This is a genomic window from Bradyrhizobium sp. 45 (assembly GCF_023073155.1).
Classification (GTDB): domain Bacteria; phylum Pseudomonadota; class Alphaproteobacteria; order Rhizobiales; family Xanthobacteraceae; genus Bradyrhizobium; species Bradyrhizobium canariense_D.
On the sequence record NZ_JADPIX010000122.1, the window covers coordinates 943670 to 970055 of the forward strand.

The 26386-nt window shown below is 62.7% G+C and carries 26 protein-coding genes and 2 pseudogenes; 11 read left to right on the forward strand and 17 right to left on the reverse strand.

Going from position 1 to position 26386, the window contains the following annotated elements; translation table 11 throughout:
• Positions 1-2: 2 nt before the first annotated feature.
• The 12 genes from IVB42_RS24925 to IVB42_RS42325 all read right to left on the reverse strand — a co-directional run bounded on the left by IVB42_RS24925 (position 3) and on the right by IVB42_RS42325 (position 14058).
• Entirely contained in the window at positions 3-899 is an 897-nt protein-coding gene (locus tag IVB42_RS24925) for a LodA/GoxA family CTQ-dependent oxidase (protein WP_247471385.1), read from the reverse strand.
• A 43-nt stretch (positions 900-942) separates the two neighbouring features.
• Positions 943-1986: a LodA/GoxA family CTQ-dependent oxidase gene (locus IVB42_RS24930; protein WP_247471295.1), complete on the reverse strand. Its 1044-nt coding sequence runs from the start codon at positions 1984-1986 to the stop codon at positions 943-945.
• Positions 1987-2011: 25 nt separating this feature from the next.
• A complete protein-coding gene (locus tag IVB42_RS24935; RefSeq protein WP_247369674.1) occupies positions 2012-2671 on the reverse strand; it encodes a hypothetical protein in 660 nt (219 codons plus the stop codon).
• Between the two features lie 24 nt (positions 2672-2695).
• Positions 2696-3892, reverse strand: a complete 1197-nt coding sequence (locus IVB42_RS24940; RefSeq protein ID WP_247471298.1) for a hypothetical protein — start codon at positions 3890-3892, stop codon at positions 2696-2698.
• A gap of 211 nt (positions 3893-4103) precedes the next feature.
• Positions 4104-4955, reverse strand: a complete 852-nt coding sequence (locus IVB42_RS24945) for an MBL fold metallo-hydrolase (protein ID WP_247471300.1) — start codon at positions 4953-4955, stop codon at positions 4104-4106.
• A 7-nt stretch (positions 4956-4962) separates the two neighbouring features.
• The gene (locus IVB42_RS24950) at positions 4963-6078 is read right to left on the reverse strand and encodes a hypothetical protein (RefSeq protein ID WP_247361056.1); all 1116 of its coding nucleotides are present in this window, start codon (positions 6076-6078) and stop codon (positions 4963-4965) included.
• Between the two features lie 39 nt (positions 6079-6117).
• A complete protein-coding gene (locus IVB42_RS24955; protein ID WP_247471302.1) occupies positions 6118-7584 on the reverse strand; it encodes a hypothetical protein in 1467 nt (488 codons plus the stop codon).
• A 717-nt stretch (positions 7585-8301) separates the two neighbouring features.
• Complete coding sequence (locus tag IVB42_RS24960; RefSeq protein WP_247471304.1) at positions 8302-9381, reverse strand: hypothetical protein; 1080 nt, start codon at positions 9379-9381, stop codon at positions 8302-8304.
• A 227-nt stretch (positions 9382-9608) separates the two neighbouring features.
• Positions 9609-10091, reverse strand: a complete 483-nt coding sequence (locus IVB42_RS24965) for a hypothetical protein (RefSeq protein ID WP_157642895.1) — start codon at positions 10089-10091, stop codon at positions 9609-9611.
• A gap of 29 nt (positions 10092-10120) precedes the next feature.
• Entirely contained in the window at positions 10121-12301 is a 2181-nt protein-coding gene (locus tag IVB42_RS42320) for a multicopper oxidase domain-containing protein (RefSeq protein ID WP_247471306.1), read from the reverse strand.
• A 170-nt stretch (positions 12302-12471) separates the two neighbouring features.
• Complete coding sequence (locus tag IVB42_RS24975; RefSeq protein ID WP_247471308.1) at positions 12472-13587, reverse strand: hypothetical protein; 1116 nt, start codon at positions 13585-13587, stop codon at positions 12472-12474.
• A gap of 207 nt (positions 13588-13794) precedes the next feature.
• Positions 13795-14058 (reverse strand): FAD-dependent oxidoreductase, encoded by a 264-nt coding sequence (locus tag IVB42_RS42325; protein WP_346732234.1) that lies wholly within the window; start codon positions 14056-14058, stop codon positions 13795-13797.
• Between the two features lie 175 nt (positions 14059-14233).
• Here IVB42_RS42325 and IVB42_RS24985 point away from each other — a divergent pair, with 175 nt between their 5' ends.
• Positions 14234-14371 (forward strand): hypothetical protein, encoded by a 138-nt coding sequence (locus IVB42_RS24985; protein WP_247471312.1) that lies wholly within the window; start codon positions 14234-14236, stop codon positions 14369-14371.
• Between the two features lie 342 nt (positions 14372-14713).
• Here the strand turns inward: IVB42_RS24985 and IVB42_RS24990 are convergent.
• From IVB42_RS24990 to IVB42_RS25000, 3 genes and pseudogenes are all read right to left on the reverse strand, one after another.
• Positions 14714-15078 (reverse strand): annotated as a pseudogene (locus IVB42_RS24990) (integrase core domain-containing protein); the annotation flags it as partial.
• Between the two features lie 195 nt (positions 15079-15273).
• Positions 15274-15591 (reverse strand): annotated as a pseudogene (locus IVB42_RS42330) (ATP-dependent endonuclease); the annotation flags it as partial.
• Positions 15592-15730: 139 nt separating this feature from the next.
• The gene (locus IVB42_RS25000; RefSeq protein WP_247471315.1) at positions 15731-16456 is read right to left on the reverse strand and encodes a hypothetical protein; all 726 of its coding nucleotides are present in this window, start codon (positions 16454-16456) and stop codon (positions 15731-15733) included.
• Positions 16457-17114: 658 nt separating this feature from the next.
• On the opposite strand from IVB42_RS25000, the gene IVB42_RS25005 reads away from it, so the two are divergent.
• From IVB42_RS25005 to IVB42_RS25015, 3 genes are all read left to right on the forward strand, one after another.
• Positions 17115-17507, forward strand: a complete 393-nt coding sequence (locus IVB42_RS25005; protein WP_247471318.1) for a YbgC/FadM family acyl-CoA thioesterase — start codon at positions 17115-17117, stop codon at positions 17505-17507.
• Between the two features lie 43 nt (positions 17508-17550).
• The gene (locus IVB42_RS25010; RefSeq protein ID WP_247367512.1) at positions 17551-18009 is read left to right on the forward strand and encodes a YbgC/FadM family acyl-CoA thioesterase; all 459 of its coding nucleotides are present in this window, start codon (positions 17551-17553) and stop codon (positions 18007-18009) included.
• 77 nt (positions 18010-18086) lie between these two features.
• On the forward strand, positions 18087-18554 hold the full coding sequence (locus IVB42_RS25015) for a nuclear transport factor 2 family protein (RefSeq protein ID WP_018453738.1): 468 nt from the start codon (positions 18087-18089) through the stop codon (positions 18552-18554).
• Positions 18555-18761: 207 nt separating this feature from the next.
• On the opposite strand, the gene IVB42_RS25020 is transcribed toward IVB42_RS25015, so the two are convergent.
• Both IVB42_RS25020 and IVB42_RS25025 read right to left on the reverse strand, forming a co-directional pair.
• Entirely contained in the window at positions 18762-19475 is a 714-nt protein-coding gene (locus IVB42_RS25020) for a type 1 glutamine amidotransferase (RefSeq protein WP_018453739.1), read from the reverse strand.
• Between the two features lie 23 nt (positions 19476-19498).
• Positions 19499-20425: a LysR family transcriptional regulator gene (locus IVB42_RS25025; protein ID WP_018453740.1), complete on the reverse strand. Its 927-nt coding sequence runs from the start codon at positions 20423-20425 to the stop codon at positions 19499-19501.
• Between the two features lie 151 nt (positions 20426-20576).
• Between IVB42_RS25025 and IVB42_RS25030 the strand changes: the two genes are divergently transcribed.
• From IVB42_RS25030 to IVB42_RS25060, 7 genes are read left to right on the forward strand one after another with little or no spacing between them, the layout of a single operon-like run.
• Positions 20577-21533, forward strand: a complete 957-nt coding sequence (locus tag IVB42_RS25030) for an N-carbamoyl-D-amino-acid hydrolase (protein WP_083926347.1) — start codon at positions 20577-20579, stop codon at positions 21531-21533.
• 35 nt (positions 21534-21568) lie between these two features.
• Positions 21569-22393 (forward strand): ABC transporter substrate-binding protein, encoded by an 825-nt coding sequence (locus tag IVB42_RS25035; protein ID WP_247294020.1) that lies wholly within the window; start codon positions 21569-21571, stop codon positions 22391-22393.
• The gene (locus IVB42_RS25040; RefSeq protein WP_018453743.1) at positions 22390-23247 is read left to right on the forward strand and encodes an amino acid ABC transporter permease; all 858 of its coding nucleotides are present in this window, start codon (positions 22390-22392) and stop codon (positions 23245-23247) included. The genes IVB42_RS25035 and IVB42_RS25040 overlap by 4 nt, the downstream gene beginning before the upstream one ends.
• The gene (locus IVB42_RS25045; RefSeq protein ID WP_018453744.1) at positions 23244-24008 is read left to right on the forward strand and encodes an amino acid ABC transporter ATP-binding protein; all 765 of its coding nucleotides are present in this window, start codon (positions 23244-23246) and stop codon (positions 24006-24008) included. Before IVB42_RS25040 ends, IVB42_RS25045 begins: the two co-directional genes overlap by 4 nt.
• A 14-nt stretch (positions 24009-24022) precedes the next feature.
• Positions 24023-24838, forward strand: a complete 816-nt coding sequence (locus tag IVB42_RS25050) for an ABC transporter substrate-binding protein (protein WP_026232589.1) — start codon at positions 24023-24025, stop codon at positions 24836-24838.
• Positions 24825-25709 (forward strand): polysaccharide deacetylase, encoded by an 885-nt coding sequence (locus IVB42_RS25055; RefSeq protein ID WP_018453746.1) that lies wholly within the window; start codon positions 24825-24827, stop codon positions 25707-25709. Before IVB42_RS25050 ends, IVB42_RS25055 begins: the two co-directional genes overlap by 14 nt.
• 8 nt (positions 25710-25717) lie before the next feature.
• Complete coding sequence (locus IVB42_RS25060) at positions 25718-26368, forward strand: aspartate/glutamate racemase family protein (protein ID WP_247294022.1); 651 nt, start codon at positions 25718-25720, stop codon at positions 26366-26368.
• The last annotated feature ends 18 nt before the right edge of the window (positions 26369-26386 follow it).

Sequence of the window (26386 nt, forward strand, 5' to 3'; positions counted from 1 at the left end):
GTTCACACCTCACCCTGACGGAACTGATGGCGCGGCGGCGTGATCGGTTCGGGCGGCGCTTCGAGGCCCGCTTGGGACGGAGTCGGCTCCGGTGTCCGCTCCCGCAGCGACTCGATCCGGGCAATCAAGGCAATTTTTTCGTCGGTGCCGGCATTCGCGCAATCGCGGCCAGTCTCCACGTGGACTGTTTCGGGGAAGCCAACGTCGCGCAGCGCCTGCGGCGTTTGGCGTGGTTCGACCATCCCGAGCGTTGCCCACAGCTGAACCATCTTGTCAATGCGCTCGTAATAGGTGCGGCCGCGCACGTCGCGCAGCCAGTCCTCCCGCAGCAACGCGTGCTTGAGACGTTGCAGCTTTGGGTCATCAAACGGATCGGTGATGTTAGCGCTTGCTCGCTCGAAAGCGGCGGAGCTCAGCACTTGGTCGGGCACGCGCGCGCCCCAGAAGCTCGGGAATGACAAATAAGTGCTTGGGGAGTAATCGGCGCTGGAGTTGCACGATGCTTCGTCCGTCTGCCAGGGCAGGCCGAGCCAGCGCGTGAGCGCACCGGGGCCCGCGGCTGTGATCGGGCCTGCGGGTCCGAGGCATGTGTCCCGCGTCAGTTGTGAACCGAAATCCTGGCGCACAGCTTCGCCCTCGGGCAAAAGGTTCAATCTGTACAGCAGGCGATCGTCGCGTTGGGCCGCGTGATGCAACGCCCACAGCTCAGGCCGCCGCATCGGCCATGTAAGCTCGATGCCTGGGTGGAACGGTCCGCCGAGGCACTCGGTCAGGCCCGCGCGCATCAGCTGAGATACTTGCGCATCGGCGGAGAGGGCCGCGAAGTCCGGTAGCGACGGTGGTCCGTGCCAATCGGACACAAACGTGCCCGCGGCCCACCGATCGAGGTGTGCGAACATCGTAGGCGTGACCGACAGAAAGGTCAGATCGACGTCGCGGGCCTCACCAAAAAGGTCCCCGTATATGTAGGGTATCTGCCGTTGCGAGCCGGGGCCGGGAGATATCGGGCGGAACAAGGCAAATACCTGTTGGCGCCATGACTTGTTCTCGGGACTGGCGTCGGCCAAGCGTGAGATCACCGAGACGGCCCGCGCATCGAGCGGCGACCCCACGCCGTGCGCGACAAGGAATCCGTGATTGATCCACTGCAGCGCGGTTAGACGGTCGAAGATCGGCCAAATGTCGTGCGAGAAACTTGTCGTCGTCGGTCGGGCGAGCCAGCCGGCTGCCATGAACGCCTCCCCGGACGGTGTCGTCCATCGTCACGAGACCGTTAAGGCCGGGCGCGAAATTGGGCGGCGTGACGACCACATAACCGGGATCAGCTTCGAATTCCGTGGTGCCCACGGTTATTCGCGCGCGCACCGGCCCGTCGCATGTGTCGTCATACCAACGATCGTTGTTGGCGAAGGTGACGGGGCGCATACTGGTGTAGAACGGCGCCGACTTGCCAAAACCGCCCAAGAAAATGAGCCGCCCGGCGTCGTCAGTTCGTAGCTCGCCAAGCGTGACGAAGAAATTGAGAATCTGCCCATCGTCGAAACGGAATTCGGGCCCGGACAGGTTCAGACCGCTGATCTGCCGCGCTGCCGGGCGAATGTCGAGCTCAAGCCGCCGAGTATAGTCCACGTTGCGCCGCGTCGCTGGAACCACGAACTGCGCCGGCAGGTCCATGGCCTGGTTGAACTGGTACCAGCCGGCTTTGAGATTGGCGACTTCAACGCGCCAGGAGATCTTCACGTCCGGGCCCTGGACGAGTTCGATAGTCTCGCCTGACTTCAGCCGCGCATAGACGTGGAAGCGCACCCCTTGGCGTTTGATCTCGCCGGCCGCAGTCTGAAATCCGCCGCGCGCATCGGGCGTTCCGCCGATCACCTCGGGCGCCAGCGTGTAGTCGTCCTGCCCATGCGCGTTGCCCAGGCGAGCAATGCCGATCGGCGGATAAACGCCTATCCAGGCAATCTCGGATGCACTCACGCCCGCCATGTCGTCCCCCCCTGTACGCTGCCGCCTATTCCTTGAATCGAAGGTCCATCTCGTCTTCAGCGATGATGCTGTCGTCAAAACCGGTCGAGCGCAGTACACGAACGGTGGCACGCTCCGCAGCAGGAAACTGGTTGCGGTCAAGCACGACCTTCGGGCTCTTCTGGCCAACGGCGATCGTTTGCCATGTTTTCTCGCCGTCAGGCCGCACCTGGATCGTGTAACTGACGCCCGGTTCATCGGGGGCGGCCATGGACATCGATCGCTTTTCGGGATGTCCAGGCGGCCCCGCGCCCATTTCCAATCCTTGAGACCGGGCTGTCACGGTGGGTTCGGGAGAGCCTGCCTCGAACGTGTTCACGACCTTGCCATCATGCAGCAGCACGAGACGGGCCATGCCCGCCGCATACGATACGTTCTGGTCGATCAGCCCGGTCTTCGATGCATGGTCGTCGCTGGGAAGGAGAATGGTTGGCCGCACGCGGCTCAGCTCCTTCCCATCCGCCGCTTCCACGACGAGTTCGAACCCGGTGCCTTGCGGCGGCTGGTTGGCGGGTGGAGCCGCGCCTGCCGTTGCTGATTGGCTTGCCGCCGCGGTGGCCGGATTGACATAAAGGAATTCACCCGTACCTGATCCGATGTCGACTGATCCGACGATGTGAATAACTTTGTTCTCGTATGACATCATTCGCCTCCTGATCGTCCGCCGGTATCACGCGTTCGGCGGAGCGAGCGCCATATCCTCATGGACCAAGTGATCGTGAATGGCCTCATAAGTATACGCCGAGAGCCACTGGCTGTCGGCATAGGTCATCACATCGTGATGGATGTTACCCGGCAGAGCCCGCATCTGCAGGCCAAGGGCGGGGTCACCGAAATCGAAGCCCACGAATTCCTGCGCTGGTGAGCTAATCAAGCCACCGGCATAGGGAAAGGTCGTTTCGAGGTTGTCTCGGGGCTGGCCCGTCCCCTGAACAGGATCAAAGGTCGGGAAGCCCGGGTGCCGGCGCTGGAACGTGTGGCCAAGCTCGTGCGCGCCGTACCAGTCCGCAAAACTCGCGTCGCTGTCGCCGGTCCAGCCGTTAGGCACGCCGCAGGGGCCGCATGCCACCGCGCCGAAGATGGTGGTCGCCTCATCGTAAAGGGCGCTGCCGCGCATGAAGCTATTGCCCGCCTCATTGTCCACCAGGCCATAATAATGGGTCCGTGGATCCATTCCGGATGAAATCTCTCGCGTGCGCAGGGCCGATAGTTGGGCGTTGACCAGGATCGACTGATTGCCCCCGAATGGCGGCCTGAGGCGGTCGCCATCGATTACAATCTGCGACCATGCGAGCGCGGCAACCGGGTAGGCCCGTGTCAGATAGGACCGAAGGTAATCGAAATGGATTGCGCCGGGCGTGATCGTCGCCGTCGGGGCGTTCGTGCTGCGATAGCGAAGCCCGATCGCCCGGATGCGCAACACCGGCGCTGTGACGAAATTGGCGGTCATCGCCGGTTGCGCCGCCAGTGGCAGCTTCTCTCCTCCCGGCACATTGAGGTGGTCGAGACGGAGTTCGATCGATCCGGCGCCGAGCGCGTCGGCCGGAAGAACAAAATTCAGGCTTTCGGCGACATCGAAGCGTTGTCCCATGAGATCGGGCGTGCGCGCCGGATCTAGCTTCACGCGGTTCATCGCCGCGAGATAGAAAGCGCCGCCGTTGGCGCGTCGCCACGTAATCTCGCCAGTCACCAGTGTCGAGGCAGCGACCGTGGCGGGGTCAAGATAGACGCGCACGATTGTGGGTTTGCCGGCAATGAGCCGCACACGATTGTCGAGTGCCTGGATGACCTGCACGATCTCGACGCCGCGCACGCCGACATTGGCCGCTGAGCCTATCCCCGCTGCAGCCGAAGCCGCTGCCGCCATTCGCGCCCGGCGCGGCCTCCTGATGGTTGGCTGTTCGTAGGGCGAGGACCCCACCGAATCATATTTAGGCGCCGCCCTGCCGCTGGAGCTCGGCGCCTCCGCCGCTGACTTTCCTGGCCGTCGCGCACGTGGTTTTATGGTCAAGGCGCCCTCCCTTCTCTTCTGCACCAGCCACGCTTGGAGTTGCGCATGGCTACCGTGCGATGTTCCCTCAACTTTGGCCAGCGCGCTCGATGATGAAATGGTCACGCGTAATACGTTGCGCTAAATTGCCAATCGTTTCACAGGCCTGATGCCATTCGGCGAATATTTCGGCACTGAGCGGCAGCGGATGCTCGTTGGGCTGAAACGTCGTCCCGAGCGGATAAAGCTCGCCGTGCGTCCTTGTCATCTCGATATGGTTTCCGAGCACGAGTGAAACCGGGTGCTCGGATGCGAACACCGCAAGGCGCGCCGCGCTGCGTCGATAAGCTGCCCAGTCGGCAACAGTCAGCAGGCCATGGTAGAGCGTGTCCCCGGTCAGCAGAGCCTGCATGCGAGGGTCATAGACGGCGATGTGATCGGAAACGTGGCCTGGAAGGGGCAACACGACCAGCGCGCGGCTGCCGAGATCGAGCGTGGCTTGCCCGTCCGGCCAGGCGGGGAGATTGAACGCGTGCTGAACCGCGCCTACGCCGCGGCCGATAATTCTCGTCTGGGGCCGCCCGGCAAACTGCCTGTCCCAGAAGACATGATCGCCGTGGCCATGTGTGTGCGCTATAATAAGCTCGCTGATGGCGCGACCTTCTTCGGCACGCCGTGACAGCAGCGTATCGACGGCCTCGCGGATCGGCAGGATTTTCCGTGGATCGCCGTCGTCGGGACTGGCCCCCGTATCGAACAGCACGGCCTTCTCGCTGCCCATAAGCAGGTACATGAACGGTGCTTCGAAACTGAAGCACTTGCTCTGCCGGAGCACATGGGTGTCGTCATCGACCGACACCACTTGCAGCGGCGGGTCGGTGCTCGCCGCGCAATCAGCGGAGCCGTGGATCCAACTGACCTCGTCAAGACGGAGCGGCATGGCTTGCCTAGAGCCGTCCGCGCGTGTCGCCGGCCGAAAGCACCGCGCTCACCGAAAGCGGCCCGCCAGGACCGCCGGCGGCACCCGCTCCGTCGCCGACGCAGCCGCGAACCGGCTGCGCCGTACTCTGGCCGATGCGCGTTGCGAGCGCCCGGATCGTCATTTGAATCCGGTCTGCGATCTGGCCACCGAACTGGATCGCTCTTCCGTCGATTAGTACATCGCCCAGCACGTAACCGCGGTCGCTCGGCACTTCGATGACGGCTCGGACCGGACGTTCTGGAGTTCCGCGCGTATACTTCCAGAAGGAGGCAGGATCGCTGCCGTCGGGGGTTTCCCATTCCTGCGTGTCCAGGCCGCCGAAATAGATGCCGACAGGGTTGGCGACAGTAACGTCTGCCTTGCTACGCGCATGAAAGTTCACGCGCGCGCCGATGAATGGGTCGCTGTGTCGCTGTTCGGCGCCGTATCGGCCACACCGGATCAATTCCAGGGTATCGACCATCGGCGAACCATCGGCGCGCAGCCGCGAAACCGTTGCCGCGCCCGCGATCTCGATCTCGGCGCCCAGTGTGTTGTTTCTCTGCACGAGGTGCATGGCCCCGTTGGAGGTCGAATTGTTGAAGCGGTTGCGCAAGATGTAGGCCCCCGATGGGGTGAAGAGGTCTGCCTGTGTTGCCGAGGCGTCGACATGTTGCTTGTAGAGTGCGAGCGTTTGGGTCGGATCGGTTGCGGCGAGAAAGCGCCAGTACTCCGGCCCTTCGCAGGTAAACGTGACCCGCGTCATCTTGTTCGTGCCGGATTGCCGGGTCACGCTCCACTCGCAGTACTCGTCCTGAACGTCGCGTGAGGCATCGGCAGAGCGCCAGCGCTCCATGTCCGAGCCGCTGCTGATCTGCACAATGCGGGGAAACGCTGTCCATTTCACATCTTCGAACGCCGGGTTGGGTCCCGCCTCGACTTTGGCGGCATTGAAGAACTGCGCCCGGGGCGAGTCGAACGGATCGCCGCTACCCTCTTGAGCGGAGTTCATCGCGTCGGAGATGAACTGATGCCAGGCATCGCGTTGGGCCGGTCCGAAATCGTCGAGAAAACCCGGTGGGTCAAACCGTTGAAACGCCATATTCACCTCCCTGATGACTGCGCGACAGGACCGGAAATCTCATCGTTCGACCACCTCGGCATCCCTGGTTACTGCCAGGGGCGGCGCGTTCTCGTCGATATTGCTGAACGGCAGCGTCAGGCCGAATTCAGCTATCCTGCGCTTGCGGAAAGCGCGCCTGCGCCAATCGGCGACACGCATGAAATCGAGAACGCCTTGCGACGTCGCGAGACGCGCGCGCACTTTGGCAACGAACGCGTCAAGCTCCGCGGCGGCCCGTGTGCGCATCGCTCCCTCGTCGAGCGTCAGGTAGTCAGCTGCGATGCGTTCCGGTGCCTCTGGAGGTAGGCCGGCCGCGGCATCGTTGATGTTCCTGCGCGTTTCGGCCTCGATCTGGCCTGCTGGCGTTGTCCCCGCGGGGACGTACTGCAGCAGACTTTCACGCGTGGCCGAGTCAGTCGGATTCCAGGCGTCCACCATCAGGAGCCCAAGCGCAAAGCCGGGAGAAAGGATGCCTCTTCGCGTGAGCTCGCCCACGACTACGCAGTCCTCGAATGCCCGCTCCGAAACAGGCCAGGCAAAGAAAGCATCGCCGGCCTGCTGGAAGCCCGCATCCGAGTGCTTCAGCACGAGCCCGAGTGCGGCGACGGCGCTCTCGTAGTCCGGTCGTCGCACCTGAAACGCTTGGCCGAGTCCGGAGATATCGAGCGCGAGCTGGTTGACGATGCTCTCCACGTCGAAGAAGAAAGTGGCCGGCAGTCCGAACTCCGGCTTGCTCCCGCGGCTTCGCTCCTCGCTTGAGACGATATTGACGGATGTGGCCGCGAGCAGGTGGCGCAACAGCTCCCTGGGCGCCGCGACACCGCCTGGCGCGCCGAGCAGGCGATCAAGGCGCGCGCGGGTCCAGCGTTGAACGGCCGGGCGGACCACCCGCCGCTCCAGGATGTCCGCGCTCTCGCGGGCAGCGAAAAGCGGATCGGTCCTCACCGGGTGATCGGGCGGAAAGGACTCGAGTGGGATCTCCTGCGCCGTGCTGTTCCAGTGCAGCCAGGGCAAGCGCAGTTCTTTCATGACCAGCGTGCCATTCACGTGGCTATCGAATGGCCCTTTGCCCCGCGCTGCATCATCGAACGCTTGCCAGGAGGAGCCTTCCCACAACCATGCGTCTCCTGCGCGCTCGTAGAAATGAAACACCTTGTTGCGACTGTCCCAGCCCGCGACCTGCAGAAAAGCGGTCGGATCGGTCGCGGGCGGTCGCGTGCTGACCAGAACCGTTGGTCCACTGGCGGGGCGGCCGCGGGTGAGGACGTAGCGGACACTCCTCGGCAGCCGCGCGCTTGCACTGTTGAATGGAATCTGGCCGGCTTCCGCGACGACGAAGACCATTTGCTCAGGCAGGCCTTCGGGGGCGCCATTCGTCTCGTTCAGGACGGCGAGAAGTTCGGCAGCCGTCCCTGGGAAGCGTCCGCGCGCCAGTACGAGCTCGAAGAAGGGGTCGCCCAGGGACGCGCGTTCGCCGTCTGTCATGGGTCGGCCTCCATTGGGATCTATACCGACCACTCTCGCGCGAAGGCTGGATGGAGATGAGCCCACGGAGTCGGAGGGACGATCGAGTCCCGCCGCTGCATACGATAAAGGATGGGTGCGTGTAGGATTAAGCGGATCTTGGCCGAGACTCATGGTGAGCCTCCCTTCCGACGCCTCTGGTGCTTGCCCTCCCAACCATCAGCGTCCCCAATCTCAGTAAGTATTCTTGTCACAATCTAATATAGTATCTACTATCTGATGATGCCTCGGGTTGTGCAACAATTTTCTTGCTGATTGCCACGCGCGGAATGTCGCAGAACCGCTTGCGATGCGGCAGCGCGAACAATTGCGGATCTCGCTCTCGCCACATTGCGATTCTTTGCGCGGCCAAGAGCTCGAAATCGCTGCTGATGCGCGGTGGCTGCCTTTCGAAAGGTCAGCCGCTAGACCGAGCCCGCATCCCGGCGCGAAAGCCGAACGAAATCGTGGAAGTCGCAATTGGAAACGGGACACACGACGCTTGGATGCACCGCTCCGTCGGCGTCGAAAAGCGAATTATTTCCGACAGCGGATGGGAGTGTATATAACTAATTGAAATAACGCCGAAAATCGGCCTTACGAGATTGCTATTTTTCAGAAGTTTACATTTTTCGACACGCCCAAGCGCGTCGAGAAACGTCGCATCGTCATTTCGCGGGGTGACAATGCCATCTGGTCCTAAACATGCGGGGCTTGAATTGGACCTTCTGGTCCTGCTACGGCATTCGAATATTGAAATTGAATGGGCACCGTTCGAGTGCCAATGGTGAGATTCACCTCCTTCATCACGCGGCTCAGATTCGCACCAGCTTCGGTTATCGGGAAGTCGCCGCACTCTTCACCCTGCGCGGACGTCCATCCGAGAAACTTGACCGCATTGGGGCTGCTGCCGGCCCGAATGGCATCCTCCACGTCGGGGTCCGTCCGAGCCTCGTTCAGCTCGTGATAAAGCGTCGCAACGATGTTTTTCCATGGCTGATCGAACGCGACGATCCCGTTATCGGATCCGCTCGGCCGCGTTTCGGAGAAGACGCCGATAGCGTAGTAGATCGTGACCTTGCTGGTCGGATGGATTGAGCCATGCAACCCTCGCAGCGAGCTCGCTTCATCCTCGACGGGAATAGCAGCAGCGGCGGCGGCATTGCCGACGCTGATTGCAGCCGTCGGATCCTCATCGGTCGTCAAGATCGTTCCGCTCGGCAGCAGGAAATTGAAGACGGTCGAGCCGAAATCGAAACCCTGCAGCGCGCCCTGCTGGAAAAGGCTGTTGACCAGCTGTTCGACGTCGCCTTGCGAGAACTGGGATGGTCTTGCGCCAGGCAGTATGTGCGAGGGCTCGAACGTTGTGGTGATCGGCTTGTTCTTGAAATACTGCATCATGACGTTGTTCAAGTTGGTGTCCGCCATCGCGGCTGCCAAAGCATCGTCGATATTCTTGATGTCGCTTGCCGCCCATGACGATGCGCCACCGATATAGAAATTGGTATAGACGAGGTCCTGGATGATATTTCCACCGTGATTGATCAGATTGTGCGCGGGAGTTGGCGCGAATTTCGACGCGGTCGCTGCTACAATGGCGGCCATCGGCGCGGCCATCCCCCGGTAATACTTTTCAGCCGGCGAACCCGGGGAGGTAACAACGTTCATCGGACGAAATTTGACCGCTCTCTTGGTGGTTGATTTCTTGGCCTTGCCCGATTTCGCTTTCGTAACTGACTTCTTCTTTGTAACCGACTTCTTCGTCTTTGCCTTGGCCATGAGACTTTCCCCTCCTGAGCAACCCGACATCCGGGCCATCAATATCGTTGCGCGCGTTCGCCGCCACGACGCACGAAATGCGAGAACGTCGATGGCAGCTCAATTCGTGAGCCCACCGGGAAGATCGCAGCCGCGATGGGACTTTCCCTCATTCTCCCGTCGCTCCGCACGAGCATGCGAAGTGCTTCGGGGCGAGCGACAAGGGGCGCGTGCGAGCGCTGCCGATCTTACGGCGCGAGCTTGAGCACTCCCGGCATGAGGCCCTTGTGGATCACACAAAAGAAGTCGACCGGATCCTTGAACTTGTCCGTGACTTCCAGCCGAAGGCTTCCAGTGAACCCGACGCCGAACTTACTGGTGGTCCCGTTGCAATCGAGTTCGCGGAGCGCGGCGTTGGGTTTGGCCGTCGTGTCGTCGCAGGCAAGCACGGGACTCTTGTCCTCGGCCGGAGACCCGCCATCGGTTCGCTTGATGGTGACAAATCCGTGATGGACGGGGCCGCTGGGGATCTGAACCTCGACGATGTCGCCGACCTTCAGATCATCGACGGCGAGAGGTGTGGAAGCCGTCGATTTCTTGTCCTTGTAGGTCCAAGCGAGCCCCTGGACACCGATCACATGGGTGTCGGCCGCAGATGCAGCACCCGCAAATGCCAGAGTTGCACCGACAATGATGCTCGCCGTCGGAAGCGGCATTGACAACGTCCTCATTGGTCTCCTCCTCACTTGGCGTTTTGACGCTATTGCGCTGCAAGCCCGGGACCCCAGACCTCGATAGGAGCCATCAACCCTTTGTCCTCGTGCTTGAGGATATGGCAATGGAAAACGAATCGTCCGAGCTGCTGGCTTGTATCGAAGCTCATCACCACAAACACCGACTGCCCCGGAGGCAGCGGAATCGTATCGTGCCAGCGTCGCGTCGCGCCGGAATCCAGGTCGCTGTTTTGTTGATCGTCATAGAGATCATAGTTTGGCGTATTCGCCGGGCATGCGCCCTGGCCGCAAGTGCGCGCCGAAGCGGGAGGCTTTATGAAATAGCTGTTGAGTTCATTGCCTGTCGCCAAACGAAATTTCATCTGGTGAATGTGGAAATTATGCAGAGTGCCGGTTGCATTGGTCAGAACCCAAAGCTGTTTGTGGCTGCCCGCATGAGCTTTCTTGTCGATGAAGACACACACATGCTTCTTCGTCCAATCGACCAGCTCATCGCTTCCGACATATTCCTCGAATGGGATGCCCCCTCCGTTGAGCCCGACCGTGTTTTTGTCGGGATCTTCATCGGGTGGCGGGTTGTGCATCGGTTCGTCCTGCGGGTCCGGTCCCGTCGGGCGTATAATCTGGGTGAAAACGCTCCAATCCGTCATTTTCCCGTTGCTCGTCGTGACGCCATCCAGAAACATGACACGGCGATATTCGCGAAATGCCGGGGCCAGATCGCGAATGCATCCCGGGGGTAGCTCCGTCGTCTCAATCGCCAATGCGGCACTCGGAGTTTGGGGTGGACCGGGAGTGGCGACGGCAGCATTCAATGCGATCCGCACGTTGCTGGTCGTCGCATTTGGCTCCAGCACGATACGGGCCAGCTGGATCTCCGGCCATTCGTCCGTCCCCGCTTCGACCGTGTGCTGCTTGGTCTTGAGAATATAGACCCGCTGGCGCTCGTGCTTGTCGTCGTTGCGCACGTAAATCTCCGCACGCGTGGCCGGCATCATCAGCACATCGTCATAGTCGACGGCCTGCACCGGTTTCTGTGCCTGCCCGGGCGCAATCGGTATCGCCGGGACGACTCCATCGAGGCTGAGGATCGTCATCCGCAGAGGCTTCGTGTCCGTCGCGTCCTCGTTCCGCAGCTCCAGCCAGTACGGGATGTTGGCGCTGAGATTGCCCAGCCGGAGGAGGAGATTCTTGCCGCCCTCCACAGTGATCGTCGGGTATCGCTGCCCGTTCACAGTAAAAAGCAGTGCCTTCTTCTGCTCGCGCTGGCAGAAGCCGGTTCGCAGCTTCGGATCGAGGTCCGGTCCGGAACCGTCCGGCTTCCACACCCCGCATGGCTTGCCTGGGGTAAAATCCCGCGCGGCCGGATCGGGATCCCACGTCGCGGCATCGCCGTTCGCCTCGCCGGGGAGCTTGGCGATGTTCATCACCGGCATGTCGCGGAGCAGCGCATAGCGCACCATGGTGATGCGCTTCAAGTCGCTTGTGTCCTTCGCGACGTCGTTGGAGCACTTCTCCTTGTCGTTCGGATCCGGCAGACAGCCCGCCTTGACGTTGGCCGTTGCTTCGCCGACCGAAAGCAGTCCCGACATTCCACCCATCACCTGATCCGACGAGGTGCCGTGCAGATGCGAGTGATACCAATTCAGCCCAAGAGGGTGCGGGATGAGTCCCGTGCTTTCGAGAACGCGTGCGTCGATCATGTCATTGCCGGGGATCGGCGTCTTTCCCGGGATCGGCACCTTGTAATCGAAACTCAGGCCGGACTTGAGATGGACATAGACGTTGTCACCCGTGCCAAGCTCCGCGGGCGCGGGTCGCGCGTTGTTCGGCGATACGATTCCGCCATGAAAATAATGAAGGTTCGTCGAACCGTCATTATGGTCGTGCATGCTGCCGTTGGCGCTGGGGGTGAGCGCGTTGATCAGGTGCGCCGAAACGGTATCGCCCGGCATCGCTTCAACGATTGGGGTCAGATAGTTGTAATTGTAGTTTCCGGAGGTGACCTTGTAGCCACCCATGACGATCTCGGCGCTGGCTGCCCTCAGAGTGATCTTAACCTCGTTTTGGCCAATGCCGAGCGGCGTAATGGAGCAGATGCCGGCGAGATCAGGCTGTCCTGCCGTTGCTTCAGAGCAGATTGGCGGCTGAACGAGCTCTGCTGCGATTGCCGGCTGAAGCAGGAAACCCAGGGCGACCCCGGTCACCCATGCAGCCTGGCCAAACCGGATCGGAAGCCGCGCTTCACACGGATTTAAGCGTTGCATCACCTGACTACCCAAATGACGGCGCGCACATGACGCCGCGCACGAAAGCGCGGACCAAATTCAATCGATTCAAAAAATAGTTCGAACTAAATAAAAAGACGTGAGCCACCTCACGTTGCCGTTGATACTACATGCGCCTTTCTGATGTAGTCAATCCATTCCACGCAGCCAGCGACGAAGACCCCAGATGCGGCCATTGATTGAAATGGCTGGTCTGAGGACATTTCCGGCTCCGCGAGGGCGGCCGGTAACATAGGGACGATCAAACAGCCATTCGGAGGCAGCCGCGCCGGCTGATCCGCAGACTGTTTCAGCTCCTTCTGCGGGCGGTCGCTGGAGCTTCCAGTCCGGCCGTGACGATGCCGTTCCGCCAAAGCCAACCCAGAACCGCCAGGGCCTTCTCCAGCCAAAATGCGGTTTGCCAGATTGCGATCAGTTCGGAGCGCGGTGGACAATGTCGACATCGATGCGAGGACCGCATGAAGCGGTACGCCGTCCACGAAGGCGACGGCTTCCTGCAAATTCGGATGGAACAGGAAGGTGGTGCGGACAACTTGGGCGCCGATCAGGCTGGGTGACTGCACGAGCTCGGCTGCTGCACTCAGGGCCAGTATCTGGTCCGGCGGCGGCAATGGTGTTGCTGGCAGGGCGTTTTCGACACGCGGCGGCATGGGCGTCGCCCGAACACGCCAAAACTCAGTCGCGTGGACATGGTACGCCTCGGCGTATCGGTCCGATGACCAGCTGCGATGTGTCGCGGCTTGCGCGGATCGGCGCGCCTTCCAGTATTCGCTTGCGGCGTCCTTGTCGGACGACGGCGCGAGCATGGTGTTGACGACCGGGCCGGCGCGGAGCGCAGATTGAATTGCGGCTTGGACGCCGCTAGACGACAGCGGATCGAGGGCTGTGTCGGCATCGCCAATCCGCGACACGCCCGGCTCGTCATTGTCTGTTTGATAGGGCGCGGCGTCGCAAACCCGCGGCTCGCCTTCAAGATCGAGGCCGGGTCCGAGCACGCCGGCTTCTTCTAATAGGCGCAAATAACGGTCGCCCAGCGAGCCCGCCATTTCCCGGAGGGGGTGCGCTGCCGCGAACGCGATGGCAAGGCGTCGACGACCTGCAATTGGCGCTGCCCAGCTCCAGGACGACGCGGCGGCGCCGATGCGCACGCTGGCCTGCGTGTTGCCGCTCCACGTGCCGCGTAGCGCCAGAGTGCGGGGACCCATTCAGGTTCGCCGCTACCGAGCGCGCGAAGTTCTGCCGCGCGCATCGATGATATAACGGTCCCGTATTGGCGGCTCGACGGTTCGGTGACATCGGCTTGCCATCCAGACCCATCGCGTGCCAGTCGATCTATCCCGGCGGGGGAACCCGAACGCCGCAATCTGCTCCCGCACTGAGCAGGTCCGCGTCAAACCGACCTCTGTCCGCGATCAACGTGGGGACCGGTGCCGGCTGGAAACCTGACGATTGGCCGGATCGTCCAAGATGTGCCGGATGCCCAGGAAGCCGAGTTGGTGGATGACACCGGGACTGAGGCAGACGCCGACATGTTCGCGCGGGAAGCGCGCCGCCTCGCAAAGAACAACGCGCCTTCGGAGATTGGCCAAAGTGAGCGCGCAGGCGGCTCCGGCAGGGCCACCGCCGACGACAAGCATTTCGGCTTCGAGCTCCGGATCAATGGCCCATTCCGACATCGGCACGGAGCGGCAAGCGATTTCCCGCAGATGTCAGCCTCAAATAAAGCTGCAGCACGAAATGCAGCCAGCCTCTTATGAATTCGCAAGCAGGCCGACCGCGCGCAGTCACCTCATGGTAGCAGCCGCCACCGCAGAGGTAACGCGCCCAGCAACCGGCGCATGGTGACTGTCGATGCACGTGGCGATCTTGCAGCCAGGCCGTCTTTCGCGCGTGGTCGATGCCCGCGTCGAGCGAGCCCATGCCGCCGACCGCGTCGCCAACAAACCGGTGGCAGGCCGCAAGCTCGCCATCGGCCGATACCCGAGATAGCCGCCTCCCGCACCACATGGATACGGGCGATGGCTGCCATGGTGGAGTTCGCGCAAGGCGGTCAGAACGTTCGAGAAGGCATATCGCTACCGGAAAATCCGACTCCCAATCGTAACCGGCGTGCATCGGTCGGATTCGAACCTTTTCGCCGACACCGGTAATGCGGTCTGAGCGGAGCAATTCCAAACACAGCTTCAGGCTGTCGAGCACATTCGACTTACGCTCATTATTGGCACCAATTAACGTGGTTACGTTCGGTAGATCGTCAAAGGCTGCGCCAGTTGAGCTGGTCCCGGTTGTCTGAACAGAATCTCCGCGTTGATAAGTGGAGCCTCTGCCGGGTTAGGCTGCCAAGCGGATTGGCAGTGGGGTGAAGTAGGGTTGATCAGGTGTGCTGCCGTCAAGGCTCGAGTGGGGACGGCGGCGATTGTAGAAGTCGAGATATCTGCCGATCGAGTGCGCGCCTCGCTGACGGTCTCTTAGGCCCGCAGATACACCTCCTCGTACTTGACGCTGCGCCACAGCCGCTCGACGAACACGTTGTCCCGCCAAGCCCCTTTGCCGTCCATGCTGATGGCGATGCCGTTGCCGGCGAGCACGGCGGTGAAGTCCGCACCGGTGAACTGTGAACCCTGGTCGGTGTTGAAGACGTCAGGCCGGCCGTGCAGCGCCAAGGCATCCTCCAGGGTCTCGACGCAGAAGGCCGAGGTGATGTGGGCACCAACGAGTTCTTCACCATGAAGCTTGACGGCATGCGCGAGAAGCGCGGTTACGGCGTCGGCCGGGAGGGAGGCGAACAGCTCATCTTCGAGCGCACAGCCTTCCCGCCACCGGAAAATAGCCCCCACGGCTTTACTGAATGTCTCTTCGATACCCCTGTCAGGCTGCTTGTCATCGTCGCGCAGAACATTGGTGCGGTAGCCGAGGCTGTGGAATGCGTTCGCGCGGCGATAAAGATTATCGCACCCGTTGGCATCCACCCGCGTCACGCCCACCGCCTGCATCGGCACTTTACCGCCAGCCGTTCGAAACTGGTCGATACCGCGCACCAACCCGACTTCGCTTGCGCCCTCGCAGATCAGAACGGACGAACTCAGGAAGGCTTCAGGAAATAACCGCAACGTGCCCTGGATTTCGGCCTTAGTGCCAACAACCCTCGCATGGTGCCCATCCTTGCCGCGTCTCAACACCGTGAGTTGCTCCGCCGACAACTCACGCACGACGACGGGCGAGCGCGTTGTCAGGAAGCCTTGCAGCGGCGGCGGGGTCTCCTTCGATCCGATCGACTGCAACAGCCTGACGAGCCGGTGCGGTTCGAGGCCATGCTCAACCTCGTCAATCAGAATGACCGTCGCTTCCTTAGCGGCTTTCCGCTGAAGACCCGGACCAACAGGCGGGCAGAGCCCGTGCCGAGGCCACGAAGCGGAATTCCGGCCTCGTTGGGAAGCGCGATCTCGTGCCGCCGCTGAACGATACGGAATGCGCGTCCAAAAGCGCCTTGGGCTGTGTGCCGATGTCGTTGCCAAGTTCGCGCGAGGTCGTTCCGACGATACCGAGCGTGGCGGAGAGTTGCTGTTCTGCGATATCGCCGAAGGCGGCCCGCGCTTGGCGCGCCGCCTCGGCCATCGCGCCCGAGGTTTCGGCCTTCTCGTCGGAAAGCTTCGTCAGCACCGAGCCGCGCCGCCATGCCAGATCGTTCTCGGCAAACGCGCCGATGCGCGTTGGGCAAAGCCGGTTGCGGTCGCTCCAGGTAAGATACCGAGTCTGTCCCTGTGCTTCGGAGCGCTCCGAAATGAGCGTCCATACCGGCTCGAGATCATTTTTCACGGAAAGGTTCAGGGTCAGCACCGTCTCCTTACCGCTTTCGGGCTCATCGTCGATTTCGCCCGCCGCCGCGTCGAAGGACCGAAGATAGTTGCCGTACACCTCCATGCTCTTGAGGCTGTCATCCAGTTCGCCCAGCGTGATCGAGATAGATATCGGCGCTGAAACGTCCAGCCCGTGGAAATCCGCGTCTGAGAACGAAAGGCTGCGTCTCGCGCCAAGGCAGAGATCGATCGCGAAGAACTGACGACTTGCCCGCATCGCCGGAACCGATCAGGCAGTTGATGCCGCTCGACGGTCGCCAGGTGAAGGACTTGAGGCAACGAAAGTTGCGAATGTCGACGACGCGGATGCGGGCCACGGAAGGACTCAAATAAGATTAACGAAGAGGCTAAAGCATACACTGTTACAATCTGCGGTCGCTAGCCCGAACCGGCGCGCCGCAACCATTGAGTAGTGGGACGGAGCTGCGCCATTCCATATGTACAGGCAGAACGCCCTGGAATCGACAAAGCATCCCTACCACATGCCCGCATGCGTCTTGGGGCTTTGTGCTCAGTCGGGCGATAGCGTACTTTATCTACGCCGCGAGCCGCGGTATCTGCCCTTCGGCCAACCGAAGGAATTGAGTGTTGCAAGCCCGGGATTTGGACTTCCCTGGGAACATTCGAAGCCGCAGTTGGATCGCAGACGTTGCGCTCTTGCCGCTCGGCAAGAGCGTTGGATTTTCAGTCCGGTTGGGTTGGCACGATGGCAGCCCGGCGCCGCTGTAGATCCCCAAAGTGCAGGCAGCATTCACACGGTAGGCGCTGAATTTTCAGATTGCAGGAGCCGAGCCCAAGAGCTTTGACGATTGCTCAGTAAATTGCCTGTATGCAAGACAATTGGTTCTCGGGACCACAATTGGGGGGATCGTACCGTGACAGCTTCTCTTGATGGCGAAATTCGCGGCGGTCACCATCATATGCAGGTCCGCGTCTATTTCGAAGATACGGACTCCGGCCAGATTGTTTATCACGCGAATTTCTTGCGCTTCATGGAACGCGGCAGAACAAACTACTTGCGTTTGCTCGGAACGAATCAGCGAGAGCTCCTCAAAGAAGCGCAGAACGATGCGCCAGGCTTTGCCTTTGTGGTCCGTTCGATGACCATCGATTTTCTAAAACCGGAAATCTTGGACGACCTGCTTGAGGTTGTCACAGTTCCAGAAGAGGTGAGGGGCGCATCGATTGCCTTGCTCCAGGAATATAGGCGCGGAGACGATCTTTTAGTCGCGGCCCGCGTACGCGTGGCATTTATCTCGGGCGGATAAGCACAGCGCATCCCGAAGTCACTGCGGCTCGCCATGGAAGGGCATGGATAAATCTACGCTTGTTCACGCTATAGCCCTCCAACGCCCCAATGAAATCAAGGCGCTGTGTTGCGATGTTGGCAAGCCAGAGTTTTCCGGCATCGTCTATCACGCCAACTATCTGCGCTTCATGGAGCGCGGGCGGACCAATCATCTGCGGCTGATGGGCGCCGAGCAGCAGGCATTGTTCGAGCAGGCCGGGGCGGAAGAGGCAAGCTTCGCCTTCGTGGTGCGCTCGATGCATCTCGATTTCCTCAAGCCTGCCCGGATGGACGACGTGCTCGATGTCGTGACCTGGCCGGTCGCCGTGAAGGGCGCCTCCATCATGCTGGCGCAGGAGGTGCGGCGCGGCGAAGTCGTGCTGGTCAAAGCCGAGGTGCAGGTCGCCTTCATCAGCGGCGGACGTGCCCAGCCGATCCCGAAATCGATCCGCGCCTTGATGAAGGCTGATCTGATTTCGTGATCGGGCGATAGCGGACGGCCTCTCGACTCCTCCGCGCGCGGCGATAGATTGCACTCCCGCCAACCGATGAGGCCCTCATGTCGCGCCCGCCGCTCCCGCCCTTTACCCGTGAGACCGCAGCGCAAAAGGCCCGCATGGCCGAGGATGCCTGGAATTCGCGCGACCCGGTGCGCGTCTCGCTCGCCTATACCGAGGACAGCCGCTGGCGCAATCGCTCCGAGGTTTTTCAGGGGCGCGAGGCCATCGTCACGTTCCTCACCCGCAAATGGGAGAAGGAGCACGACTACCGCCTGATCAAGGACCTCTGGGCGTTTGACGAACACCGCATCGCGGTTCGCTTCCAGTACGAATGGCACGATGCGAGCGGCCAGTGGTATCGCTCCTACGGCAACGAGCAGTGGGAGTTCGACGAGCACGGCCTGATGCGGCGCCGCGAGGCCTCGATCAACGACATCGCGATTGCGGAGAAGGACCGGCGGTTTCACTGGCCGGCACCGGGGCCGAGGCCTGCGGATGTGGTGGGGCTGGGGACGGATCCGTTCTGAGGCCTATCAAGACGAGCTTGTCGCTTTCTTCCCTCTCCCCTTGTGGGAGAGGGTGGCTCGCCGCGAAGCGGCGAGACGGGTGAGGGGTCTCCCTCAGCGAGCACCTCTCGCGATTGAATCCGCGGATAGAGACCCCTCATCCGGCGCTTCGCGCCACCTTCTCCCACAAGGGGAGAAGGGAAGAGTCTGCGTGGCGAGAGCTGCGGACTACGTTGCCGTACGCTTCGCCAGAAACCTTGCAATCGCGCCACCAAGCTTGGCGTGATCCATCGGCTGCGCCAGTGATTCCCTCGCGGTGGCAACGACATCCTCCGGCGCCTTGCCGATGCGCAGCTCGCAGCACACTTGCGCAAACTCCACGTCGAACTCCGGATGCGGCTGCAGGGTGAGCGTCGCGCCGTTGGCGTAGAGCAGGCCGGCATGCGGGGTGAAATCGGAGGAGAGGATCGTCAGCGCATCGTTGGGCGGCTCCATCACCTGGTCCTGATGCGAGCAGGCGATGGCGACCGCTTCGCCGTCAACGACGCCGTTGTCCGGCAGCACCTGATAGACGTGCCGGCCGATGCCCCAGCCCTTCTCCGACTTGCGCACGGTGCCGCCGAGCGCCTGCGCGATCAACTGATGGCCGAAGCAGACGCCGACCATGGGTGTCCTGTTGGCGTAGGCCGTGCGCACGAAATCTTCCAGCGGCGCGATCCAGTCGAGCCCGTCATAGACGCCGGCGGCCGCGCCGGTGATCAGCACCGCCTCCAAATTGCGCGGATCGGGCAGCGCATCGCCGTTCGGGATGCTGACGATTTCGACCGTAGCTGTCGGATCCTCGGCGCGGACCATGCGCTCGAACATGTCCGGGAATGAACCGTGGCGCTCGCAATATTTTTGTGGGACCTGTCCGGTCTCGATGATGGTGATGCGTGCCATGTGCCCTCCGGTAAAGGTCAAGCTCAGTCGCTTCCTGCCCCATGTTGTTGGTGTGGCGCTGTGCGCTCCAGCAGCGCACTCTCTTTCCGGACCTCGTTGAGAAACGCCTTGGCCAGGCGCGACAGCGGCTCGGCTTCCGACCATAGCATATAGGCCACGGCGTGCGTCGTCGGCGCGAACGGCCGTACGGCGAGGCCGGTCCCGCCGTTCTGCCGTGGCGAGAAGGGATCGACCACCGCGGCGCCGACGCCAGCGGCGGCGAGCACGCAGGCCGTGTTGCAGTAGCGCACCTCGACGGTCGGCTGGAACGGCGCGCCGGCGCGTGCGAAACTGTCGCGCACGGCCTCGCCAAGCCGCGTGCCGCGCTCGAGCCCGATGAAGGGCAGGCCGGACAGGTCGGCTGCCGAGATCACCGGCCGGTCGGCGAGCGGGTGCTGCGGCGGCAGCACGCAGACCATCTCGCCGGTGTGCACCACCTCATGGGCGATGCCCGGATGATGTGTCAGCCCGAGCGCGAAGCCGAGCTCGGCGACGCGGTTGAGCACGCCTTCGATGATGCCCTCATAGCGCCGCACGTCGAAGAACACCCGCGTCTCCGGGCGGCGGCGCAGGAAGCCTGACAGCGCCGCGGGGATGATGCTGTAGGCGAGCGGCGGCGTCGCGACCAGCGCGAGATGCCCGGAGCGGTTCTCGCGCAGATCGCGCACGCGGTTCTCGAGCTTTGCGTGCAGCGCGAAGATCGCCTCGCTCTCCTTGTAGAGCGCCATCGCTTCCGTGGTCGGAAACAGCCGGTTGTTGACGCGCTCGAACAGCGCAAAACCCGCCTGCGCCTCCATCGTCTTCAGCGCATTGCTGACGGCAGGCTGCGACAGCGCCAGTTCGTCGGCGGCCGCAACCGTGGTGCGGTGGCGGATGACGGCGCGGAGAATCTCGAGCTGGCGCAGGTTCATATCACTGCCGATTATACTCTGGGCCAAAACATCATAGCAGAACGAATTGATTTTGCAGCCCCGCTTCCGCGTAATGGCCGCGGATTTGCACGTCGCATCAAAGGGTTCATCCGCCCATTGAGGCGCCACTGCGCACAGATTGGAGGCAATCTTGGTTCGTGTCCTTCGCGCTGCCGCCGCACAGATGGGGCCGACGCAAAAAGCCGATCCGCGCGAGCATACGCTGTCGCGGATGCTTGCGCTGCTGGAAGAGGCGGCCGGCCGCGGCGCCAGCCTCGTGGTGTTTCCCGAGCTTGCCTTCACCACATTCTTTCCGCGCTGGTTGCTCGAAGGCGACGCGCTCGACCATTATTTCGAACGCGGAATGCCGAACCCGAACGTCGCCGCCTTGTTTGACCGTGCGCGTGCGCTGCGCGTCGGCTTCTATGTTGGCTATGCCGAGCTGACGCCGGATGGACGCCGCTACAATTGCGCCATCCTGGTTGACCGCGACGGCGAGCTGCTCGGCCGCTATCGCAAGGTGCACCTGCCGGGCTCGGTCGAGCCGCGACAAGGTGCGCGCTACCAGCAGCTTGAGAAACGCTATTTCGACTATGGCGACCTCGGCTTTCCGGCCTTCCGCGCCGGCTCGGCCTGGGCCCACGCCATTATGGGCATGATGATCTGCAACGATCGCCGCTGGCCGGAATCCTGGCGCGTGCTTGGCCTGCAGGGCGTCGAGCTTGTCTGCATCGGCTACAATTCGGCGGCCTATGATCCCAATGGCGGTAGCACGGAAGATGCCTCCTTGCGCACCTTCCACTCCACGCTGGTGACGCAGGCCAACGCCTATATGAACGCGACCTGGGCGATCTCGGTGGCGAAGGCGGGCGAGGAGGACGGCTCCGGGCTGATCGGCGGCTCCTGCATCGTCGATCCCAATGGCCGCATCGTCGCGCAGGCCGCAACGCTGACCGACGAGGTGATCGTCGCCGATATCGATCTGGACCTCTGCCGCCAGGGCAAGGACAAGATGTTCAACTTCGCCGCGCACCGGCGGCCGGAGCAATACAGGGTGATCACCGAACGCGCCGGCGTCATCGAACCCGCGGTTCTCGACGCGGACTGACAGGACGTTCCAGCAACGTTGGCAAAGGAGCCGATATGACGCGCCTCTCGTATTTCCTCGGCATCGCAGCGCTGACGGCCGCCACGTCCGCGCAGGCGGCGGAGCTTCCGGCCGAGATCAAGCAGGCGGGCGCGTTGAAGCTCACGGTCAACTCGACATACGCGCCGATGGAATATCGCGATCCCGCAACGAATGAGCTCGTCGGGCTCGACGTCGATCTGGCGAACGAGCTCGCCAAGCGCCTCGGCGTGAAGATCGTCTGGAGCGAGACGCCGTTCGCCGAATTGATCCCGTCGCTCCAGACCAGGCGCGCCGACTTCATCATCTCCGGCATCTCCGATCGCGCCTCGCGGCGCGAGACCGCAGATTTCGTCGATTATCTCGGGACCGGCCCGCAGTTCTTCGTGATGGCGGAGAACGAAGCCAAGGCTGCGACCGATCTCTGCGGCAAGAAGGTCGGGACCACCCGCAGCACCAGCTTCCCGGTCGAGATCGAGAAGTGGAGCAAGCAGAATTGCGAGCCGGCCGGCAAGCCGGCGATCCAGTACGTGCCGGGCGAGAACTCGATCGACGTTCGCAACCAGCTCAAGCAGGGCCGTATCGACGCCGCCGTACAGGGCAGCGAGACGCTGCCTTATGCGCAGACGCAGGAACCCGGCAAATACCGCGTGATCGGCGAGCCCTTTGCCAAAGGCTATCAGGGCATCATGTTCCGCAAGGACGATGCGGCGCTTCGTGAAGTGGTGACCGAGAAGCTCATCGCGATGATCGCCGACGGTTCCTACAAGGCCGTCCTCGACAAATGGAGCCTTGGCGGCAACGCGGTCGCCCAGCCCATGCTGAACGCGGCGCCGCAATGAAGCCGGCACCGGCACTCGCGGAGGGTTTTCCCGATCTGTCGGGAATGCGGGTCGCGCGCGAGCCGCACTGGTTTCGCTGGCTCAGCGCGGCGCTGATCGTCCTCGTGCTTGCATTGATCGGGCGCGCTTTTGCGGGCGGCCAGATCGAATGGTCTTATGTCGGCCGCTTCCTGACCGCAAAGGTGATCATAGAGGGCATCGTCAACACCATGGTGATGGCGGTGCTGGCGATGGCGCTCGGTATCTTCCTTGGCGTCGTCGTCGCGATCATGCGGCTGTCGCCCAACCCGGTACTGAAGACCGTTGCCGCCGGCTACACTTGGTTGTTCCGCGGCACGCCGCTGATCCTGCAACTGCTGCTGTGGTTCAATCTCGCGCTGGTGTTTCCGACCATCGGCATTCCCGGCCTGTGGAGTGCGCGCGCCGTCGACGTCATGACGCCGTTCCTTGCCGCGCTGCTCGGGCTCGGCATCAACCAGGGTGCCTATACCTCGGAAGTGATGCGCGCCGGCATGCTGTCAGTCGATATCGGGCAATATGAGGCCGCGCAGGCGATTGGCATGGGACGCCTGCGTGCGCTGCGCCGGATCGTGCTGCCGCAGGCGATGCGGGTGGTGATCCCGCCGCTCGGCAACGAGTTCATCGGCATGGTGAAGGCGACCTCGCTCGCCAGCGTCATCCAGTATCCGGAACTGCTGCACAACGCCGAAAACATCTACTACGCCAATTCGCGCGTGATCGAGCTCCTGATCGTGGCCGGGCTCTGGTACCTGCTCGTCGTCTCAATCCTGACGCCGCTCCAGATGCTGCTCGAACGCCGTTTTGCGCGCGGCACATTGCGGCTCGCGCGATGACAAGACCCCTCGTCGCGATTCGCTCCGTCGCCAAGAATTTCGGCGAGTTCCAGGCTCTCAAGAGCGTCACGCTCGACGTCTGGCCCGGCGAGGTGATGTGTCTGATCGGCGCCTCCGGCTCGGGCAAGACCACACTGCTCCGCTGCATCAACCAGCTCGCGGCGATCGACAGCGGCGGCATCTGGCTCGACGGCGAGCTCCTGGGCGTGCGCGAGCAGGGCGGACGACTGCATCGGCTCAGCGAGCGCGAAATCGGGCGGCAACGGCTGAAAACCGGCATGGTGTTCCAGCGCTTCAACCTGTTTCCGCACAAGACCGCGCTCGAAAACATCACAGAGGGTCCGCTCCAGGTTCAAGGCCGAAAATCCGACGAGGTGCGCGCTGAGGCGATCGAGCTGCTGCGGCGCGTCGGATTGTCGGCCAAAGCGGACGCGTATCCCGCCCAGCTCTCCGGCGGCCAGCAGCAGCGGGTCGCGATTGCCCGCGCGCTTGCCATGAAGCCGATGCTGATGCTGTTCGACGAGCCGACCAGCGCGCTCGATCCCGAGCTCGTCGGCGAGGTCTTGGCGGTCATGAAGGAGCTGGCGCGGAGCGGCATGAGCATGATGGTCGTGACGCACGAACTCGGCTTCGCGCGCGAGGCCGCCGACCGCGTCGTCTACATGGACCAGGGCGCGATCATCGAGCACGGGCGCGCATCCGATGTGTTGGGCGCGCCGCGCGAGGAGCGTACCAAGGCATTTCTTTCGGCAGTGATCTGAATGGGGGCGTATCGATGAAGAGACTTCTGGTTACGGCGGCACTCGTTGGCGCCATGAGCGCTCCGGTCATGGCAGTCGAGCTGCCGGCGGAGATCGCCAAGCGCGGCAGCATCAAGGTCGCGCTGGTGCCGAACTATCCACCGATGGAGTTCCGCGATCCCGCCACCAACGCGTTGTCCGGCTTCGACATCGATCTCGGCGAGGCCATCGGCCGCAAGCTCGGCGTCAAGATCGAGTGGCAGGAGACCAGCTTTGCCGAGTTCATGCCGTCGATCTCGACCGGGCGGGTGGACGCCATCCTGTCCGGCTTCACGGACTATGCCAGCCGGCACGAGATCGCGTCCTTCGTCGATTATTTGCGCAGCGGCCCGCAGTTCTTCGTGCAGCAGTCGCGCAAGGCGGAGTTCAAGGACGCAGCCGCGCTCTGTGGCAAGAAGGTCGGCGCCAGCCGCCGCACCATGTTCCCCGCGCAGATCGCGGCCTGGAGCGAGAAGAATTGCGGCACCAATCCGATCCAGTTCGTCGGCACCGACGGCTCGGCCGACGCCCGCACCCAGCTCAGGCAGGGCCGCATCGATGCCGCCGCCCAGGGCAACGAGACGCTGCCCTACATCATGGACCTCGAGCCCGGCACCTATGCGACCGTGGGCGAGCCCATCGCGCAGCAATTCACCGGCATCGCTCTGCCGGTCAAGGAAAAGGCGCTGCAGCAAGCCATGCTCGAGGCGGTCGATGCACTGATCGCGGATGGCACCTATCGCACGCTCCTCGCCAAGTGGAAACTGACCGACAACGCACTCGAAAAGGCGACCATCAATGCTGGACAGTAAGGCACTCCAGAGCATTCCGCTCGTTCCGGCCAACACCGCGGATCCTGCACCGGAATACCCCTGGCCGAAGCCGTACAATTCGGCGATGTTCCTGTCGTTCGACGTGGACGCGGAGAGCGCCTGGACCAGCAAGGACGCGGTGCACGCCCAGCGGCTCATCACCATGAGCTATGGCGGCTATGAGGCGCGCGTCGGCACGCCGAAGCTCCTGGAGCTGCTCGAACAGCTCGATCTCAAGGCGACCTTCTTCGTCACGGGATGGTCGGTCGACGCGCATCCGGCGATGGCCGAGGCCATTCTCAAGGCCGGTCACGAGATCGGCCACCACGGCTATCACCATCTGTTGCCCGATCCCGGCGATCCCTGGATCGAGGAGGAGCTCGAGCGCGGGTTCGAGGCGCTCAAGCGCCGGCTCGGCGTCAGGCCGACCGGCTACCGCGCGCCCTACGGCGAATTCACCGAGGAACTGCGGGTGGCGTTAGTGCGCCACGGCATCGTCTACACCTCCTCGTTCCGCGACGACGTGCGGCCCTATCGCCATCGTCTCGCCGACGGCAAGCCGGGCACGATCGAGCTGCCGGTGACCGCCAGCTATGACGACTGGATGCACGGCCTGTCCGCGCGCTTCAGTCCGCGCTCGATTTTCCCCAAGGAGCATGTGCTCTCGATCTGGAAGGACGAGCTCGACGAAACCAGAGACTGGGGCGCGATGGTGACGACCGTGCTGCATCCACAATGCAGCGGTCGACCGATGCGGCTGCGCCTGCTGCGCGAATTCCTGACCTACGCAAAGTCGTGCCCGGATGTCTGGATCACGACCGGTGAGAAGATCGCGGCCAACTTCCTGCGCCACGAGGCCGGAAAAAGTTGAGCCACGCCATGACCCGTATCCTCGTCATCAACCCCAACTCCTCCGCATCGGTGACGGCGGCGATCGACGACGCCGTCGCGCCGCTACGCATCGCCGGCGGACCCGCAATCGAGGTCGTCGGCCTTGCCGGGGGGCCGCCGGGCATCAGCTCGCAACGCGACGCCGACAGCATGGTGATGCCGCTGGTCAACCGTGTGTCGCGCGCCGATGCGGATGCCTTCGTGCTCGCCTGCTTCAGTGATCCCGGCCTGCATGCGGTGCGCGAGGCGGCCGGCGGGCGCCCGGTGATGGGCATCGCCGAGTGCGGCATCTTTCGCGCAATGATGCTGGGCGAGCGATTTGGCGTCATCGCGCTGTCGCCGTCGAGCATTCGCCGCCAGCAGCGGATGGTGCGGCTGATGGGCATCGACAGCCGCTATGCCGGAAGCTGGTCGGTCGGCGCGAGCGCGGCGGAGACGGCAGGCGCGGACATCCGGGGACGGTTGATTGAAGCCGGCCGCGCGCTGGTCTCGCAATGCCGTGCCGATGTCGTGGTGATGGGCTGCGCCGGCATGGCCTCGCACCGCGCGGCGATTGCGGATGCCATCGGTGTGCCCGTGGTCGAGCCGGCGCAGCAGGCGGTGGCCGCTGCGATCGGCGCGGTCTTGTTGAACACGTAAGATCCTTCAGGAGCCTCT